Source organism: Enterococcus sp. 22-H-5-01, assembly GCF_050310005.1.
GTDB lineage: Bacteria > Bacillota > Bacilli > Lactobacillales > Enterococcaceae > Enterococcus_A > Enterococcus_A hailinensis.
The window spans coordinates 156,415-174,895 of record NZ_CP189994.1 but is presented as its reverse complement, the minus strand read 5'-3'; the positions used below and the strand labels follow the sequence as shown (position 1 = coordinate 174,895).

Sequence of the window (18,481 nt, the reverse complement as noted above, 5' to 3'; positions counted from 1 at the left end):
AAAATATTGAACACTGTTACTCATGCTAAATTTTACTTTTTATGAATATTTAATGGCCTTTTTTCTAATACTCTATATTAAAACGATAGTCTATTTTAACGATAAAATCAAAAAATATGCACTTTTTTTGACGATATACAGAGGATTTATGAAATAAAAAAACGAGCAGAAAGTTTCTACTCGTTCACCTATTAAATAATATGCTCCGTCCGTTCAATAATATCGTCTTGCGTCGCTTTCGATAACACATTGAAGAAAGCTGAGTAGCCGGCCACTCGAACGATCAAGTCTCGATGTTTTTTGGATGTTTTTGGGCATCGATCAATGTTTCCCTTGAGACTACATTGTATTGGATGTGGTAGCCATGAAGCTTATTAAAGAAAGCTCGTAAAAGCATGATCAATTTTTGTTTATCTTCTTCTTTAGCTAATGTTTGAGGATTAACTTTTTGATTTAACAACACGCCGCCAAGAATATCTTCTGTACGCAATTTAGAAACAGATTTCAACACTGCTGTCGGACCATTTTTATCCATATTATGAGATGGAGAACAGCCTTCCGCTAATGGTGTCCATGCTTTTCTGCCATCTGGTGTAGCCATCGTTGCTCGCCCTTGTCCCACGTTGGCTGAAATAGAGGAGGTTCCTGAATAGCGCATGCCGCCAATCGGCCCACGACCATAACGTGTATTTGGATATTTTGCGATTTCATCGATATAACTATCATATGCCTCCGTGATCAATTGATCAACTTGATCGTCATCATTGCCATATTTAGGTACTTCTTCCAAAATCATTTGTTGGATTTCTTGACTACGTTCACTAGCATAATCAGTCATCAAGGCTTCCCAAAGTTCGGCAGGAGCAACTTTTACTTCGTCAAAAACGAGCTGTTTGATTGCAGCTAGCGAATCAGCCATATTAGCAATTCCCACTTGTAGACCCGAAATAAAATCGTAAACAGCTCCGCCTTCTTTTAAAGTTTTACCGCGGCCAATACAATCTTCAGTCAATGTAGAACATAAAATATCTGGTACATCGCGTTCCAAGCCTAGATCAATGGCATTTTCTACGATCACACTCATTCGCGTCAACTCACGGACAGTCTTATCCCATGCATCTTGCAATTCTTGATAAGAAGTCATCTCTTTGAAATGACCGTAGCCTTTAACAAAACGTTTCCCAGAAACAGGATCGATTCCATCATTCATGGCAATCATCAAAATTTTAGGGAAGTTCATATAACTCATCCCTGTACAACGATAACCCCATTTTCCTGGTACTGCTGTTTCTACACAACCGATAGCACTATAATCATAGGCATCTGCTTCGCTCACTCCAACTTTCATAAATGAAGGAATGATGATTTCATCATTATTGAAAGCCGGCATACCAAAGCCTAGTTTCATCACTTCAATACATTCGTTCATAAATCGATTATCTAAACCATAATGATAACGAACAGTTAGGTTGGGCTGTGGTAATTTTGTCTGTGCCACACTGCGTAAAACCAAATAAGATAACTCATTGACTGCGTCTTTTTTATCTCTCGTCTGTCCGCCGATCGTTACATTCTGGTAAAGCGGACTGCCGGCACTACTAAAAGTATGAGCTTGGCTACGAACTTTATTGACCGTCAACGTTTTGATCCAAAGATTTGTTAAAAGTTCTACCGCCTGAGCTTCAGTAATTGTTTCTTTAGCTAAATCAGCTTTCAGATAAGGATACATGTATTGATCAAAACGCCCATAAGACAACGAATGACCATTTGATTCGATTTGTAAAATCAATTGAATAAACCAGACTGCTTGAATAGCTTCTTGAAAAGTTTCTGCTGGCTCATAGGGAACTTTCCCACATATACGGCTGATTTCTAATAGTTCGGCTTTTCGTTTTGGACTAGCTGTCTCTGCCATTTCTTTTGCCAAACGAGAGTAGCGTTCTGCATATATTTTTACGGCTTCGATGACGAGTAAGACCGAATTATAAAAACAATATTTATCGATACTCGCAGGCTGCGCCAAGTCTAACGCTGCTTTTTCGGCCAATGTCCGCTGTTGATATCCTTTGAGCCCAACTTTTAGCATCTGCCCATAATCAACAGCTAAATGAGCATCTCCCGAATTCATCTTACCTTCCATTCCAAAAAAGCCGGTTTCCATAAAGACACTTACTTCATCCGGCAATAAAGCCCCAGCTTTTGCACGTAAATTATTATTTTCCCAAAAAGGTGCAATCGCGCGTAAGTCTTCTTTCGTTTTCTCCGTAATATAAAAGACATCTCCATCACGTTTTTCAAACAGATCCAGTTCATTCAACACGAATTCCATCGTATACTCCGGAAAAATCGGTGCATCACGGTTTGAGGCCGCTTGATTTCCAACGATTAATGTCTCATCCTCAATATAGATCGACATTTTTTCTAAAATATTTTTAAGCATCAGTGCGCGTTTAACTGTATTTGGTTGATTCTGATGTTCTTTGTAAGCTTCTGTCACTAATAATGCTCGCTCTGCATCGATATAAGGTCTCTTGGTCAGCACAGCTTCGCGAAATTGATCCATTCGATCTGTTAATTGTCCAAAATAAGGAATAATTTTTTCTTTTGTTTGAGTAATCATTTTTACGCCTCCATCTTCATTCGTAATTAAATTAAACTTCTTTCGTAACAATACTAACATGTGTATTCCATCACGGTCAATGTACATTAAATTGATTTCAAAATAAAAAAAGGAATGCACATCTGTGCATTCCTTTGATGTATCTTTAAAACTCAAATGGTTTGAATATCAATACTTTCTGCAATTAAAAACTTTTTGATCTCGGATCAATTTTTTTATCTGTAAATACTCTGCTGATCTCATTGAATGAGAACTCAGAGACAACGCCGTTTTGAGTAAATTTACTTGAATCCGTTAAAACAATTGTTTGATTTGCAGCGCTGGCCAACATTCTTGTGGTATCGCATCTTGTGATATCACTTCCAGTAAATCCGCGGCGATGATCAAACCCGTCGATTCCGACAAACAATTTGTCCACATGGAATTCATCCACCACTTTTTTTACTAAAGGACCTACATTTACTTGAGACGCTTTTTGATATTCGCCACCAAGTAAGATGACTTTGACTGAATCCGCTTTTCGAATATACGAGGCAATAAAACAAGAATTAGTTATGATCGTAATATCGTTACGATTGAAAGCTAGTTCTTCTGCTAATAGTGCACAAGTAGAACCCGATTCGATCATCACAACTTCCCCATCGCTAACTATTTTACTTGCTTCCAAGGCAATTTTTCGTTTCAAGTCATAGTTTTGTGCTAAGCGGTAATTAATGTCATCCGTATTATTTAACAACGCATAGCCATGTTGACGATGCAAAAGACCGCGAGATTCCAATTTATCTAAATCTTTTCTGATCGTTACTTTTGAGACTCCTAGTAACGTAGAAAGCTCATTTACTTCGATTTTTTTCTTTTCACTAACAATAGCAAGAATTTCTTCTTCTCTAGACATACTTTTTGCTCCAATAAGTTTTGACATATGGTTAAAGATTAGCATAATTTCGGTAAAGGAACAATCAACTATTATTTTTGATTACGTACGAAACAAAAATTATTTGCGTTAAAAATATATTGTGATAAAATTGGCATGTATAAAAGGAGGTAGAAGAATGATCGATACAGCTTGTATTTTTAATATTCAAAAATTTAGTATTCATGATGGTCCTGGTATTCGGACAGTCGTGTTTTTTAAAGGTTGTCCCTTAAAATGTTATTGGTGCTCTAATCCTGAATCGCAATCTGGAAAACCAGAAGAAATGAAAGATAGTCACAAGAATCAGCTCACAACCGTTGGCAAATATCAAACCCTTGAAGAAGTCATTGCAGAAGTAATGAAAGATGAAGCTTTTTATGAAGAGTCAAACGGCGGTGTAACTCTATCTGGCGGTGAAGTATTATACCAAGCTGAATTTGCTACCGAACTTTTACGCCGTCTAAAAGAGAAAGGAATCCATACAGCTAGTGAAACGACTGGTTTTGCTAAACCTGATGTTTTTAGTCGCTACATTGATCAAGTCGATTTGCTTTTTTTTGATGTAAAGCATCATGATGAAAATCACCACAAACTTGGCACTGGCGTTTCCTTAAAGCCTATTTTAAAAAATCTTACAATCGCACTTGATAAACAACAAGAAGTGATCGTGAGAGTTCCTGTCATTCCTGGCTATAACGATGGGACAGCTAATGCTCAAGCCTTTGCTGACTTATTCAATCGGTTAGGTATCACAAAGATCGAATTATTGCCCTTTCATCAGTTTGGTGAAAAGAAATATACTTCTTTAGATCGTGAGTATAAAATGCATGATATTCCACAATTGCATTCCGAAGATTTAGGTTATTTCAAAAAAATTATGGAAGACGCCAATATAATCTGCAGTATCCAGTAAATCTAAACTATTTTTAATTACAAGATCTACTATCAATAGACGGAAAAACTTTTCTCCTTTATACTTTTCAGTGAAGGAGGAATCGTTATGTTACGTAGATTACTTAACGCGTTGCTTGCTACTCTCATTTACTTGATCGTCTCGAATATCGGCAATTTATTTTTTGCCATTACTCCACGTTATAGCTGGACCACAACACTTTGGGAAGCACTTTTCTTTTTTATTTTTATCTTCTTAATCCAGCAATTTAGAAAAAAATGATTTATTTTTAGCTATTAGGCGCTCACATTATTGAGTGCTTTTTTATTTTATACTTAATAATATGTTATTTCCAAAGCTTCAGCATAGTTTTTTTGCTATTTTTGGTATAATTAATTAAGAATACTTATCCTAGGAGTGATCCCTTATCAATAAAAAAAGAGAATGGCAAACCATTAAATTTTTACTGTGGGGCATTGCCACCATGATTTTCAATATTGTGTTTTATCATCTACTATTTTTAAAATTAGGTTTTGAGTATCAAACAGCCAATCTGATTTCTTGGTTTGTGACAGTCTTGCTCTCCTATATCGTTAACAAATTATTTGTTTTCAATTCTAGTTCAGTGATTACCCTAAAAGAAATCGCACTTTTCTTTGGCTCACGTATTTGTTCTTTAGTCGTTGAACTTATTATTTTATTTATTCTATACGATTGGCTAAAATTTGGTGTGACTTCTAGTAAAATCGCCAGCCATGGAACTGCGCTGATCATTAATTATTTTCTAAGTAAAATTTTATTCTTAAAAAAGATTCAGCATGAGGACCTCTCATGCTGAATCTTTTTAGCCTAAATGTATCTTAGCATCTTCCAATGCTGCTTCCACTATTTCCATTACGATTTTACTATGCATTAATTGTTGCTTTACAAATTCTTGGTCATTTTCTTGAATCACTCGATCGAATACCGCAAATTCTTCGTACATACGATGGGCGTGTTGATTGTCATTTACTGTTTGAACTTCGCCTTTTAATGATTCAATCGTGAAACTGTCCAATGTATTAGTCGGCCCATTTATGATAATCGACCCTTGCGTGCCTTGAATAGTCGAGCGAATCGAAGCTGTTGAGTCCTTCGCACCGATACACACCACTTTTTGCTTGCCGTAATCTAGTACTAACATGCCTGAAGTATCGATTTCTCTTTCAACATTCGCATAGTAATTTACGTCTAATGGTTTTCCTAATAATCCTACGACCAAATGAATATTGTAGATATTAATATCCATCAACGCTCCACCACCCATTTTAGGGTTGAAAGCAGGTAAAATTGTCCCGGCTTTGAAATCATCATAACGTGAAGAATACTGAGAATAATTACATTCAATGATTTTTAGTTCACCGATCGTATTTAATGCTGTTTTGATGCCCTCAAAATTTGGTAAATATTGATTCGTGATTGCTTCGATCAACACTAAATTTTTTTCTGACGCTAATGCTTCTAATTCTAACAACTCGGCTTTTTGTAGCGTAAAAGGTTTTTCACAAATAACATGTTTCCCATTTTCTAACGCTTTTTTAGCAAAACTAAAATGCAAATGATTGGGCAATGCGACGTAGACCGTATCAAACGCTTCACTCGCCAAACATTCTTCAATGTCTGTATACACTTGATCAATCTCAAATTGCGTTTGTAAAGCTTCCATTTTTCCAATACTACGAACGGTACCAAAAATAGCTTTGACTTCGAGTTCGGGTATGTCTTTAACGACCGGTAAAAAATCATGAACGATTTTTCCTGATCCTAAAATCGCTAATTTCATTGAGTCTTCCTCTTTTCTTGTAAAGGTTATCGAACGATCTGCTGAATGCCTTTTTCTAACATTTCAATTTGTAAAATAGTTTCTTCATCTTTAACAGACTTAGGTTTTCCGTTGACCAATGTTTGATAGATATCTTCATAAACTCGGCTATAATCGCCTATTTCCGAAACAACTTTTTCTTCATAATAAACACCTGCATCATCAATAAAGGTCAACGTCCCATAATGTTCAGGCAAATCGACACCAAAATCTTCATGGTCAGGCAAATAAAACATTTTTAAATGTTCCTCTTGCCGATCCTTTGTTTCTTTTACAAAGACACCTTTTTTACCATAAACAATAAAGCTTGGACGCTCTTTCAGACGGAAATAACTCGATTTGACTGAGACTTTCATCCGGCCATAAAACAAATCCAAATCAAAATAATCATTCATTCGATCATCGCCTAAAAGCTGTCTTACTTCATAATGAACATCATCTGGTTCACCAAAATAGGAGATGACTTGATCTAATGTATGGCAGGCATGACCATAAAGATAGCTTGTGCCGATCGAAAATGATTCCACACCTGTTGGAATTTCTGGACGAAAATAATCATAATGCATTTCTACTTCTAAAAGATCACCTAACACGCCGCTCTCAATAACTTTCTGAACAGTCAAGAAGTCAGAATCATAGCGGCGGTTCTGATAGCACTGAACAAAGAGTCCTTTCTCCTCAGCTAATCGAAATAATTCTTTAGCCTCTGCTGATGTCTCAGTAAACGGCTTTTCAATCAAAACATTCTTTCCATGTTCTAAAGCTTCTTTTCCTAATTCAAAATGCAACGGGCTTGGTGTCGTAACAACAACCAGCTGGATCTCGGGATCATCATAAATGTCATTGATGTCTTTCGTGTAATTGACATTTGGTATTTTATCCCAAGTAATTTTTCCACTTGGTGAATAGATCGTTTTGATAGTGATTTTATCTTTCAATTTGGTTGAAAAAGGCAAATGATAGCGATTGGTACTCTTGCCGTTCCCGATATATGCGATAGTTAGCATAGCTGATTCCCCCACTTTTCTTTTGATGCCTTAAGTATACAAAAAGGCTTGCAGAAAAAAAGATATCTAAGTCAAACAGGTTGTTTTCTCCAATCATTTGATCAATCGTAGCGAATTATTGAACATTTATACCAAAGTAATGAGCTTTGCTTTTGTTTAACTTCTTGAATCGAAAAATTTAAGGTATGATAACAGTAGAAGAACGATGAAAGGTGTGCCTATGTTACTAATCGATAAATTGAAAATCCAAGCAGACTTGACGACAACAGAAAAACGAATTGCAGAATATATTTTGAATCATTTAGCGACGATCCCAGCGATCAATGTGGACGAACTCGCTAAAAAAACGTATACGTCTCATTCTTCAGTGATCCGTTTAGCCAAAAAAATGGGCTATGAAGGTTTCCGTGACTTTCGAGTAGCGATTTCAGCAATTGCTCACAGTAATTTATACCGTGAAGAACAGGTCGATGCTAATTTTCCTTTCTTACCACAAGATTCAACTCAAGAAATAGCCAAAAAAATGGCGGACTTAGCAGTCGATACGGTAAAAAAAACGTATGCACAGTTAGACCATGATATTTTAGCAGCATCAGCTGATCTACTTGCAAAGGCGGAACGAATCTTTTTATTTGCCCAAGGTGATTCACAAATCCGAGGCCGGAGCTTCCAAAATAAATTAGTTAAAATCAATAAATTTCTGATCGTTGCAGATGAATATTCTGATGAAGATTGGAATGCCGTCAATCTTACACAAAAAGATTGCGCCTTGTTTATTACTTACCGAGCTCGCGTTCCTCAATATGAACGGATTTTAAAGCATTTTTTAAACGAAAATGTCCCTTCCGTTTTGCTAACTGGAAATGCTCGTTCTAATTTAATTTCTTTAGCTCGCCAAGCGATTGTTTTTACTCAAGCTGAAATGGATTTTATAAAAGTCAGTACCTTCTCGTCACAAGTGGCTTTTGAATACGTTTTAGATACTCTTTTTTCACTGATTTATGCTAAAAATTTCAATGGAAATATTCAAGATTTAAAAAAGAAAAATACTTGGATCGAGCAACGGCTTTCTCCTGAACAATGATTTCACTTTCTCAAAATAAAAAAGTGTTATCCATCGCGCTTTTAATTAAGCTAGATCAGATAACACTTTTTAATATCTTTTATTTATTATGCGCTTTAAAACTACCCTTTAACACCACCGGATGTAATTCCTTCTACATAATATTTTTGCATATACATAAATAGTAATGTAATGGGAACCGCGATAAGTACACATCCTGCTGTAAACGGCATGAACCATTGGTTTATTTTATCTGGTTGGATCATAGTAAATAAACCAATTGCTACTGTAAATTTTTGCTTTTGCTGTCCTAAAATGACTTGTGCAAAGATAAAGTCCATCCATGGAACCATAAATGCCATCAGTGCAGTATAGACAATAATAGGTTTTGACAATGGTAAAGTGATTTTAAGAAAAATATCTTTTTTTGTTGCTCCGTCGATCATTGCTGATTCATCTAATGAATAAGGTATTGTATCAAAGAAGCCCTTCGCAATATAAAAGCCCAAAGCCGCACCACTAGAATAAACAATAACTAAGGCGGTTAGAGTGCCATCTAAATTCATTGCCTTTAAAATGTAATACACTGCGATCATACTCATGAACCCAGGAAACATATTTAAAACTAAAGCAAGCTTTAAAAATCTATTCCTAAATTTAAACTTGATCCGCGAAACTGAGTAAGCTACTGCTACTGTAAAAAACGTTGAAATAATGCATGTTGCTATTGCGACAAAAAACGTATTTTTGAACCATGCAAGGAACGGATAGGAATGGTTTCCAAACAACATTTTATAATTTCTCAAGGTATATGTTTTAGGAATAATGTAGTTGACTGACATGGCTCCTTCACCTCGAAAGCTGGTTAAAACTACCCATAAAATTGGAAACAACCATATTATTGAAAGTACTATTAATATAATGTAAACAAAGGCTAGCGTTCGATGATTCTGTTTTTTCATTACTAGATACTCCCTTCGTAAGATTTAGAGCGAGTATATGCTAATAAACTGAAAATAGCACTCATCACAAAGATAATAATACCAATTACACTCGCCAAATTATAATCACTAGCTACAACAGTTAACTTGTACAGCCAAGTTACTAAAAGGTCCGTATCACCAGCTTGATATAAGTTTGAATTATTTGGTCCACCACCTGTTAACAAATAAATTACATTAAAATTATTTATATTTCCGATGAATTGTTGGATTAGATTAGGTGTCATAATTAAAAGAATCTGCGGAAAAGTGATTCTTCGAAAGATCTGAAATTTATTAGCACCGTCGATTTCTGCTGCTTCAATTTGCTCTACTGGTAAATTCATTATTATACCCGTTGATATAAGCATCGTTACTGGGATACCAACCCACATATTGACAAAGATAATTGAAAATTTCGCCCATGTACCATCGCTTAAAAACGGCAAAGCATTTGTTATCAAGCCGGACTTTTGTAGTAGTGTATTCAGCGGACCCCAGTCAGCTAACAAGTTTCTCATAATTAATAGCGAGACAAATTGAGGAACTGCCATAGTAATTACAAAAATAGTTCTAAAAATTCTTTTTCCTTTTAGTCCTCTAGTGTTAATAATCATTGCTAATAAGATACCAAAGAAAAATGTAGTTGCTGTAGCTGCTATTGCCCATATCAACGTCCATGTTAACAATGGTAAAAATGTTTCCGCCATACGCCCATTGAGAATATTCCCAAAATTAGCTAAACCAATCCAATCGAACAAATGACCTGGCGGTAAATGATTGTGATCATAATTTGTAAATGCAATACAAATCATATAAATCAGAGGTAGAATCGTAAATAATAATACTCCAATTAATGGGATAACCATCAGCGTCATATGAAAACGCCCATTTGTTAAGGTTGTTAAATCTTCTTTAAATGAAGGGATTTTTTCATTATTTTTATTCAATAAAAATAATTTACGATTACTCTTTAAGCTACACCAATAAACATAAATGAAAACACAGCAAAAGATGATGGAAGCCAAACCATAGATCAACATCAACATGGAATTATCTCCCGCAACTGAAACCTTGATTCTTACTCCATCTATATTTTCCCACTGCATACCTTGTGTTTTGGTCCCCAAAGTAATCAATCCCGCAATACTTGGAACAAGCTGATAAATTGCTGTCATGATGAAAATGATTTCAGCTACTAGAAATAAAACTCCCTTTACAATTTGCTTATTCATCAGGTTGCTAAATCCCATAATAATAAAAGACAATTTAGTTTTTATATCGCCTTGCTGAAAGACATCCTTCATGTTGGTATTTTCATCATAAAAACTATCTGATTTCAACTTAAAGTCCCCCTTTTATCAAAATAATTTTTTATTAAAAAAATTCGAGAGTAAAGAAGTTTACCCTCGAATTCAATTGACTATTCCTTGTTACCAGAAATATCTTTAACTAATTGATCTAATTTTTCTTGATATTGGTCAGGTTTGATGCTTCCATTATAAGTATCACTTAGAACAGCCGCAGAAGCTGTCCAGAAATTAGTCATTTCTGGTATTTTCGGCATTACGACAGAATAATCTGGTTCGCTCATAGTAACTACGGCATTTGCTAGCTCATCATTTTTTAAGTAATCACTTTTTTGAACGTTCATATTAGTTGGAACAATGTTTCTAGACTTGTCTTCTAATTGGGCTTTCTGAACTGCTTCACTTGAAAGATAAGAGGCTAGTTTATAATCGGCTGCAATTTTTTTCGCATCACCATTTGCTGGAGCTTGGTTTACAGCATATAGCTTGACGCCTAAAAATGCTTTTTGTTGAACTTCATTACCCCCAATATTCATCTTAGGATATACTGCAATCCCTAAGTTTTCTTTACCTACAGCCTCAGTTGCTTTTTCTTTATCCCAAGGACCTGATTCAAAAGCAGCAATTTTTTTATTTTCAAATTGAGCAATATAATCATCTCCTACATTAACGAAACCTGTATTATCTTTTTGATCAGCAATCCATTGCAAGACGGAAACTCCGGCAGCATTATTCCAATTAGTTCCATCTACCTGTTCCCCATTGTCACCGAACAATTTATCCCCAACAGACATAAATAATGGTGCAATTTTGTAAGCATCTACTACTTTTAAGTTTGCCCCAAAAGTTGCATTTTTTGTTATATCTTCATATGTCTTAACTTGATCTTCATTTAAAAGCTTTTTATTATAATAAAGAACTTGAGATTCAATCCCATATGGGAACGCATACACATTATCCTTATATGATGCTCCCTCTAATGCTGTTTCTGACTGCTCATCTTTTATTTTGTCTGCGTATTCCTTAGGTATTTCTTGAATAACACCAGAATCTACTAATTGCCCAAGTTGATCGTGTGGTAATGCAAATACATCCGCCGCAGAAGAAGGATCTTTTTTTACATTTTCTTGCGCTTTAGCATCTTCAGTCTCCACTACTTTAACTTTAATATTTGAATTATCTTTTTCAAAATCTTTTAACACTTTTGTATAGAATTTTTTTGAATCAGTTGTTACCCATAGAGTTACTTCTGTTGAACCATCTGAAGAAGTTGATTGTTTGTCATTCTTTGAATCTGAACCACATGCCGTCATAACTAACACACTACTTAAAGTTATTCCAAAAACCAAAAATTTTCTTAAATTCCACTTCATTTTTAAACTCCTCCTAAAATTTAATTATCTTTACAAAAATGATTATGCAACCGTTTGCTTAAAAAGGCAATGGTTTTTTTATTTTTAATCAAAAAAATTCATTTTATGTATAAATTAATGGTTTTTTCTTTGTTTTTCCAAGATTAAATCATTCTATATATCAATAATGTAAATAATTAGTTAAAAAAATAAAAAAATTATCTTTGCATACGGTTGCATAATGTGTAATAATTATGGCGAAAATAATTGATAGAAATGAGGAAACATTATGGTAGAGCTAAACCTTAAGCATGTAAGTAAAAAATATCCAAACAATCCAAATTTATCAGTGGATGATTTCAATCTTGATATTAAGGATAAAGAATTCATCGTCTTTGTTGGACCTTCTGGCTGTGGAAAATCCACGACGTTACGAATGATCGCTGGTTTGGAAGAAATAACTGATGGCGAGTTAGATATTGATGGCGTACGAATGAACGATACACCTCCCAAAGACCGCGATATCGCAATGGTATTTCAAAATTATGCCCTTTACCCACACATGACTGTATATGAAAATATGGCCTTTGGATTAAAACTCAGAAAATATCCTAAAGATCAAATAAAAGAACGTGTGGAAGATGCTGCAAAAAAAATAGGACTTTCAGAATTTTTAGATCGAAAGCCTGCTGACCTATCCGGTGGACAACGACAAAGGGTCGCAATGGGTAGAGCAATTGTGCGGGATGCAAAAGTATTTTTAATGGATGAACCTCTATCAAATTTGGATGCAAAGCTCCGTGTGCAGATGCGTGCCGAAATTGCTAAAATCCATCAAAATCTTGAGGCTACAACAATTTATGTGACACACGATCAAACTGAAGCAATGACTTTAGCTGATCGCATTGTTATCATGGATGCCGGAATTATTCAGCAAATAGGAACACCACAAGAACTTTATAACCAACCAAAAAATAAATTTGTTGCTGGTTTCATGGGGAGCCCCGCAATGAATTTCTTTGAGGTTATTTTCCAAAATGGGCATATAAAAAATAACAAAGGAATTGATTTACCCTTGTCAGAAGGTCAAAAAAACTTGCTTGAAAAAAATGGTTACGAAGGGAAAAAATTAATTTTTGGGATACGTCCAGAAGATATAACTGCAGAACAAATTGCATTAGAGGCGTATAAGAATTCAGTTGTGACTTCAACCGTTGTAGTTAGTGAATTATTGGGTTATGAGTCAATGCTTTATACAAAAATTGATGATACGGAATTTGTTTCAAAGGTTAATTCTCGTGATTTCCACCAACCTGGTGAACAAATTAAATTAGCCTTCAAGTTAAACAAAGCTTCATTTTTTGACATTGAAACTGAAGAATCAATTATTTAATTAGAGAGGGTTTTACTATGAATACTGCCGCAATTTATCATCGTCCAGATAGTGAATACGCCTATCTGTATACAGAAAATTTAATACATCTTCGATTAAGGACAGCACGAGCAGATTGTTTTAGTGTTTCACTGGTCTACGGAGACCCTTACCAACTAAATGAAAAAGACTGGTATAAAACAACCACACCAATTAAAAAAATATTGACCACCGATCTTTATGATTACTGGGAAATTGCCATAACTGTTCCTTATCGCCGCTTGAGCTATGCATTTATTATTACTGGTTATGATAATACTAGTGTCTTTTTTACCGAACATGGGACATTGCCAGTAAACGATTTCAATCTTTCTATGGAAAATAACTATTTTCGAATGCCTTATTTACACGAAATAGATCGATTTAAAGCCCCCGAATGGGTAAAAAAAACGGTATGGTATCAAATTTTCCCTGAACGCTTTTCGAATGGTGATTCAACTAATGATCCAAAAGATGTTCTCCCATGGAATAGCAAAAATCACCCTGGAAGACAAGACTTTTATGGAGGTGATTTACAGGGTATTCTTAATAATTTAGATTATCTTGTCGATTTAGGGATAAACGGAATTTACTTATGTCCGATTTTTAGTGCAAAATCTAACCATAAATATGATACCACCGATTACTTTACTATCGACCCTACTTTTGGAGATAAAAAAATCTTAAAAAACCTAATTGATGAATGCCATAAACGTGGCATAAAAATTATGTTAGATGCTGTATTTAATCATCTGGGCGATTGCTCAGAACAATGGCTCGATGTTATACAAAATGGCGAAAAATCTCAATTTAAGGATTGGTTCCATATTCATTCATTCCCTGTCCAATATGAAATAACAAATGATTTCGAACACTCAGAAAATAAGAATTATGATACTTTTGCCTTCACACCCCATATGCCGAAATTGAATACTGCAAATACAGAAGTCCAAAATTATATACTCAGTATTGCCAAGTATTGGATTCAAGAATTTGATATAGATGCTTGGAGATTAGACGTTGCCAATGAGGTGGATCATCATCTGTGGAGACAATTTGCTGAAGTTTGTCATGGGCTAAAAAAAGATTTTTATATTTTAGGAGAAGTTTGGCATAGTTCTCAAAGTTGGCTACAAGGCGATGAATTTACTGCCGTTATGAATTATCCCTTCACAGATTCAATTAAAGCCTATTTTATCGATAAAACGATTACTTTGGATAGGTTTGTCAGCAATCTTAATTCTCAATTGATGCTTTATAGAAAACAAACCAATCAAGTGATGCTAAATACTATAGACTCTCATGATACACCTCGACTATTAACTCTTACTAAGGGAAACAAACAGTTAATGAAACAAATTTTCGCTTTTCTATACTTACAACAAGGAGTTCCTTGTCTTTATTATGGTGATGAGATTGGAATAGATGGCGGAATGGATCCAGACTGTAGAAAATGTATGATTTGGGATCCAAAAAAACAAGATTTAGAGATGTTAGAATTCACAAAACAGTTAATAAAATTGCGTCATGAAAACCAAATGATTATATCAGACGGCGTATTAAATTGGGCAGAAATTGATTCCTTGTCTGGTACCTTGGTGTTTGAACGATCATTAGTGGAAGATAAATTGATTGGTATTTTTAATACAGGGCACGATCATATATTCTCTCCATTGTCCGGTGAACTGTTATTATCAAACCTTTCAAGCATTAAAGATAATAATTTGATAATTGGTCCTGAAGGCTTTGCAATAATTAGAGTCTAAATTTCTGTATTATATTTTAGTATTGGAGTGTGAAATTAATGGAACATTGGTGGCAAAAAGTGGTTGTTTACCAAATTTATCCTCGCAGTTTCCAAGATAGTGATGGAGATGGTATTGGCGATTTAAAGGGTATCATCTCGCGATTAGATTACTTAGAAAAATTAGGAATTGGTGCTTTATGGATAAGCCCCATATACCAAAGCCCAAATATTGACAATGGCTACGACATCTCAGATTATGAGAGTATTTTGACAGAATTCGGGTCCATGGCTGATATGGAAAACCTAATTGATGAGGCATCAAAACGCTCAATTCGAATTATATTAGATTTAGTAGTGAATCATACTAGTGACCAACATAAATGGTTTGTTGAAGCTAGAAAATCAAAAGATAACCCTTACAGGGATTTTTACATCTGGAATGATCCTATAAATGGTACCCCACCAAATAAATTGGCTAGTTTGTTTGGTGGATCAGCTTGGAAATTTGATACTAAAACCCAACAGTATTATCTTCATTTATTTAGTGAAAATCAGCCTGATTTAAATTGGAAGAATCCGAAACTCCGTGAACATATTTACAATATGATGGATTTTTGGATAAACAAAGGAATTGGCGGATTTCGCATGGACGTTATTGATTTAATTGGGAAAATACCTGAAAATGAAATAACAGCTAACGGGCCTAAATTGCATAATTATTTACAAGAGATGAATTATAGAACATTTAGAGATAAAAATTTACTGACTGTTGGAGAAACTTGGGGAGCTACTCCTGAAATTGCGAAACTATTTTCTTCTCCTAAGCGTAATGAATTATCCATGGTTTTTCAATTTGAACATATTGCGCTAGATGAAATTAATGGTAAAACAAAATGGGAATCTCGTCCTCTTCAAGTAAAAGAATTGAAACAAGTTTTTTCTAAATGGCAAATCGATTTAAAAGATGATGGATGGAATTCCCTATTTTGGAACAATCATGACCTTCCACGGATTGTTTCACGCTGGGGAAATGATAATATTTATCATACAAAATCAGCAAAGCTATTAGCAATCTTACTTCATTGTATGAAAGGAACCCCCTATATATATCAAGGAGAAGAAATTGGCATGACCAACCATACTGTTTCTGATATTTCTGAAGTAAATGATATTGAGAGCATCAACATGTATAATGAACGATTATTAGAAGGGCTACCCAAAGAAATTCTTATAGACAAAATAAATACTAAAGGACGTGACAACGCAAGAACACCGATGCAATGGGATAACACCCTAAATTCTGGTTTTAGTACAGGTGATCCTTGGATAGCGGTAAACCGAAATTATAAAAAAATTAATGTAGCAAATGCTTTGAAAGATTCCGAATCAATTTTTTATACTTATCAAAAGTTGATTCAACTACGAAAAGAGCAGCCTATATTAACTTTCGGGAGTTATCAATTATTGGATGGAACTGAGGATGAAGTTTTTAGCTATATTAGACACTACAATGAAATTCAATGGTTAGTCGTTGCAAATTTTTCAAATATCCCGCACTCCTTCACTTACCCAGAAGTACATTTAGGAGAAGTCATCATCTCAAATCTAGCTACAGATATTAATAGAAAAAATACAATAGAACTGGCTCCTTGGGATGCATTTGTTGTAGAAATTGGGGGCTAATTCATGACAAAATGGTGGAAAAATGCTGTAGGATATCAAATTTATCCGCGAAGCTTTATGGATAGTGACGGTGATGGTATTGGTGATATTAAAGGAATACAAAGTAAAATTCCTTATTTGAAAGAATTAGGTATAGATTTTATCTGGATAAACCCCATATATAAAAGTCCAAACATTGATAATGGCTATGATATTTCCGATTATAAATCGGTAAATCCTGAGTTTGGAACATTGGATGACTTGAAAGAGTTACTACATGTGGCGCACGAGTACAATATAAAAATAATCATGGATTTAGTTATCAACCATACAAGTGACCAACACCCTTGGTTTATTGAATCAAGAAAATCGATTGACAATCCTTATCGAGATTTTTATTTATGGGCAGATGCCACTCCTGAAAAAATGCCTAACAATTGGCAAAGTTTTTTTGGAGGCTCTTCTTGGACCTATGATCCTAAAACAAGACAAGCATATTTTCATGTTTTTGCTAAAGAGCAGCCAGATTTAAATTGGAAGAACCCAAAAATGCGAGCAGAGATATATCAGATCATTATATGGTGGCTCGACCTAGGTATTGATGGTTTTCGTTTGGATGCAATTAGTCATATTCAAAAAGAACCATGGGATTTTAAAATAAAAGAAAATCCTTGGGCTCCTTTTATGAATGTATCAGGTATTGAAAACTACATGATGGAGCTTAAAGAAATATTTCAACAATTATAATATCATGACCGTTGGAGAAGCTAGTGGTGTCAAAAGTAAACATGCGTCTTTTTGGACAAATGAAGATGATGGCTTTATTGACATGATATTTGAATTAGAACATTTAAAGCATACAGGTAAGTTAGGCAAGCAAAAAGGAGATATTTTGGCTTTAAAAAAGGTATTATCCCGTTGGCAAGCAGACTTACAGAATTCTGGTTGGAACGCTCTCTATATAGAAAATCATGATAATCCTCGTAGTAATTCTATTTTTGGTAATGAAACATGTAAATCAGCTATGGCACTCGCTACGGCATATATGCTATTAAAGGGTACCCCCTTTATCTATCAAGGACAAGAACTTGGAATGACCAACTACCCATTTAGTACTATTGATGAGCTTAAAGCTACTGATTCATTAATAACCTATCAAGCTTGGCTAAGTAAAGGCTTCTCAAGTAATGAATCACTTAACCTAACAGCAAATTGGGCTCGTGACCATTCAAGGACTCCGATGCAATGGAATGATTCAGGAGCGTTCTCTAAGAATGTACCTTGGATGAAGATCAACCCGAATATGGATCAAATTAACGTTGAATTTCAACAAAAAAATCAGGCCTCTACATTTAATTATTATAAAAAATTAATTAAACTAAAAAAAGAACTCCCTGTTTTCACTCACGGAGACTATAGGCTTGAACTGCCGAATCATCCAAAAATTTGGGCATATACAAGAACTATGCCGCAGGAAGAAGCAAAAATTTTAATAAATTTAAGTGAAAAAAAGCAAATAATCACCCTGCCTAATAGATGGCTATATGCAGAAAATAAAATTATATTAACTAATTATCCTGAACAAAAACTAAAGAAATCTATGACCTTGCGACCTTTTGAAGCGATAGTTATTTTGGATTATGTGCTATAGTAAATAAAT

13 protein-coding genes and 2 pseudogenes are annotated in these 18,481 nt (G+C 34.7%); 8 read left to right on the top strand and 7 right to left on the bottom strand.

Going from position 1 to position 18,481, the window contains the following annotated elements; genetic code table 11:
• Positions 1-191: 191 nt before the first annotated feature.
• Positions 192-2,680 (bottom strand): annotated as a pseudogene (locus tag ACQKTA_RS11780) (glycyl radical protein).
• A gap of 124 nt (positions 2,681-2,804) precedes the next feature.
• The gene (locus ACQKTA_RS11775) at positions 2,805-3,515 is read right to left on the bottom strand and encodes a DeoR/GlpR family DNA-binding transcription regulator (protein WP_427814866.1); all 711 of its coding nucleotides are present in this window, start codon (positions 3,513-3,515) and stop codon (positions 2,805-2,807) included.
• A 157-nt stretch (positions 3,516-3,672) separates the two neighbouring features.
• On the opposite strand from ACQKTA_RS11775, the gene ACQKTA_RS11770 reads away from it, so the two are divergent.
• From ACQKTA_RS11770 to ACQKTA_RS11760, 3 genes are all read left to right on the top strand, one after another.
• Positions 3,673-4,449 carry a glycyl-radical enzyme activating protein gene (locus ACQKTA_RS11770; protein ID WP_427814865.1) on the top strand — a complete coding sequence of 259 codons (777 nt, stop codon included), beginning with the start codon at positions 3,673-3,675 and terminating at the stop codon, positions 4,447-4,449.
• A gap of 87 nt (positions 4,450-4,536) precedes the next feature.
• Positions 4,537-4,710 carry a hypothetical protein gene (locus tag ACQKTA_RS11765; protein WP_407856799.1) on the top strand — a complete coding sequence of 58 codons (174 nt, stop codon included), beginning with the start codon at positions 4,537-4,539 and terminating at the stop codon, positions 4,708-4,710.
• 145 nt (positions 4,711-4,855) lie between these two features.
• Positions 4,856-5,266 (top strand): GtrA family protein, encoded by a 411-nt coding sequence (locus ACQKTA_RS11760; protein WP_427814925.1) that lies wholly within the window; start codon positions 4,856-4,858, stop codon positions 5,264-5,266.
• Between the two features lie 6 nt (positions 5,267-5,272).
• Here the strand turns inward: ACQKTA_RS11760 and ACQKTA_RS11755 are convergent, their stop codons facing one another.
• Positions 5,273-6,250, bottom strand: coding sequence for a Gfo/Idh/MocA family protein (locus ACQKTA_RS11755; protein ID WP_427814864.1), 978 nt, complete (start codon positions 6,248-6,250; stop codon positions 5,273-5,275).
• A gap of 26 nt (positions 6,251-6,276) precedes the next feature.
• A complete protein-coding gene (locus ACQKTA_RS11750; RefSeq protein ID WP_427814862.1) occupies positions 6,277-7,296 on the bottom strand; it encodes a Gfo/Idh/MocA family oxidoreductase in 1,020 nt (339 codons plus the stop codon).
• Between the two features lie 220 nt (positions 7,297-7,516).
• Here ACQKTA_RS11750 and ACQKTA_RS11745 point away from each other — a divergent pair, with 220 nt between their 5' ends.
• Positions 7,517-8,380: a MurR/RpiR family transcriptional regulator gene (locus tag ACQKTA_RS11745; RefSeq protein WP_427814861.1), complete on the top strand. Its 864-nt coding sequence runs from the start codon at positions 7,517-7,519 to the stop codon at positions 8,378-8,380.
• A gap of 101 nt (positions 8,381-8,481) precedes the next feature.
• On the opposite strand, the gene ACQKTA_RS11740 is transcribed toward ACQKTA_RS11745, so the two are convergent.
• From ACQKTA_RS11740 to ACQKTA_RS11730, 3 genes are all read right to left on the bottom strand, one after another.
• Entirely contained in the window at positions 8,482-9,321 is an 840-nt protein-coding gene (locus ACQKTA_RS11740) for a sugar ABC transporter permease (protein WP_427814859.1), read from the bottom strand.
• Between the two features lie 2 nt (positions 9,322-9,323).
• The gene (locus ACQKTA_RS11735; RefSeq protein WP_427814924.1) at positions 9,324-10,646 is read right to left on the bottom strand and encodes a carbohydrate ABC transporter permease; all 1,323 of its coding nucleotides are present in this window, start codon (positions 10,644-10,646) and stop codon (positions 9,324-9,326) included.
• Between the two features lie 116 nt (positions 10,647-10,762).
• The gene (locus tag ACQKTA_RS11730; RefSeq protein ID WP_427814858.1) at positions 10,763-12,022 is read right to left on the bottom strand and encodes an extracellular solute-binding protein; all 1,260 of its coding nucleotides are present in this window, start codon (positions 12,020-12,022) and stop codon (positions 10,763-10,765) included.
• Between the two features lie 268 nt (positions 12,023-12,290).
• On the opposite strand from ACQKTA_RS11730, the gene ACQKTA_RS11725 reads away from it, so the two are divergent.
• The 4 genes and pseudogenes from ACQKTA_RS11725 (at position 12,291) to ACQKTA_RS11710 (ending at position 18,472) form a co-directional block, all read left to right on the top strand.
• Positions 12,291-13,394 (top strand): ABC transporter ATP-binding protein, encoded by a 1,104-nt coding sequence (locus tag ACQKTA_RS11725; protein WP_427814857.1) that lies wholly within the window; start codon positions 12,291-12,293, stop codon positions 13,392-13,394.
• A 17-nt stretch (positions 13,395-13,411) separates the two neighbouring features.
• On the top strand, positions 13,412-15,178 hold the full coding sequence (locus ACQKTA_RS11720; RefSeq protein WP_427814856.1) for a glycoside hydrolase family 13 protein: 1,767 nt from the start codon (positions 13,412-13,414) through the stop codon (positions 15,176-15,178).
• A 38-nt stretch (positions 15,179-15,216) separates the two neighbouring features.
• Positions 15,217-16,842, top strand: coding sequence for a glycoside hydrolase family 13 protein (locus ACQKTA_RS11715; protein WP_427814855.1), 1,626 nt, complete (start codon positions 15,217-15,219; stop codon positions 16,840-16,842).
• Between the two features lie 3 nt (positions 16,843-16,845).
• Positions 16,846-18,472, top strand: a pseudogene (locus tag ACQKTA_RS11710) (glycoside hydrolase family 13 protein).
• Positions 18,473-18,481 lie beyond the last annotated feature (9 nt).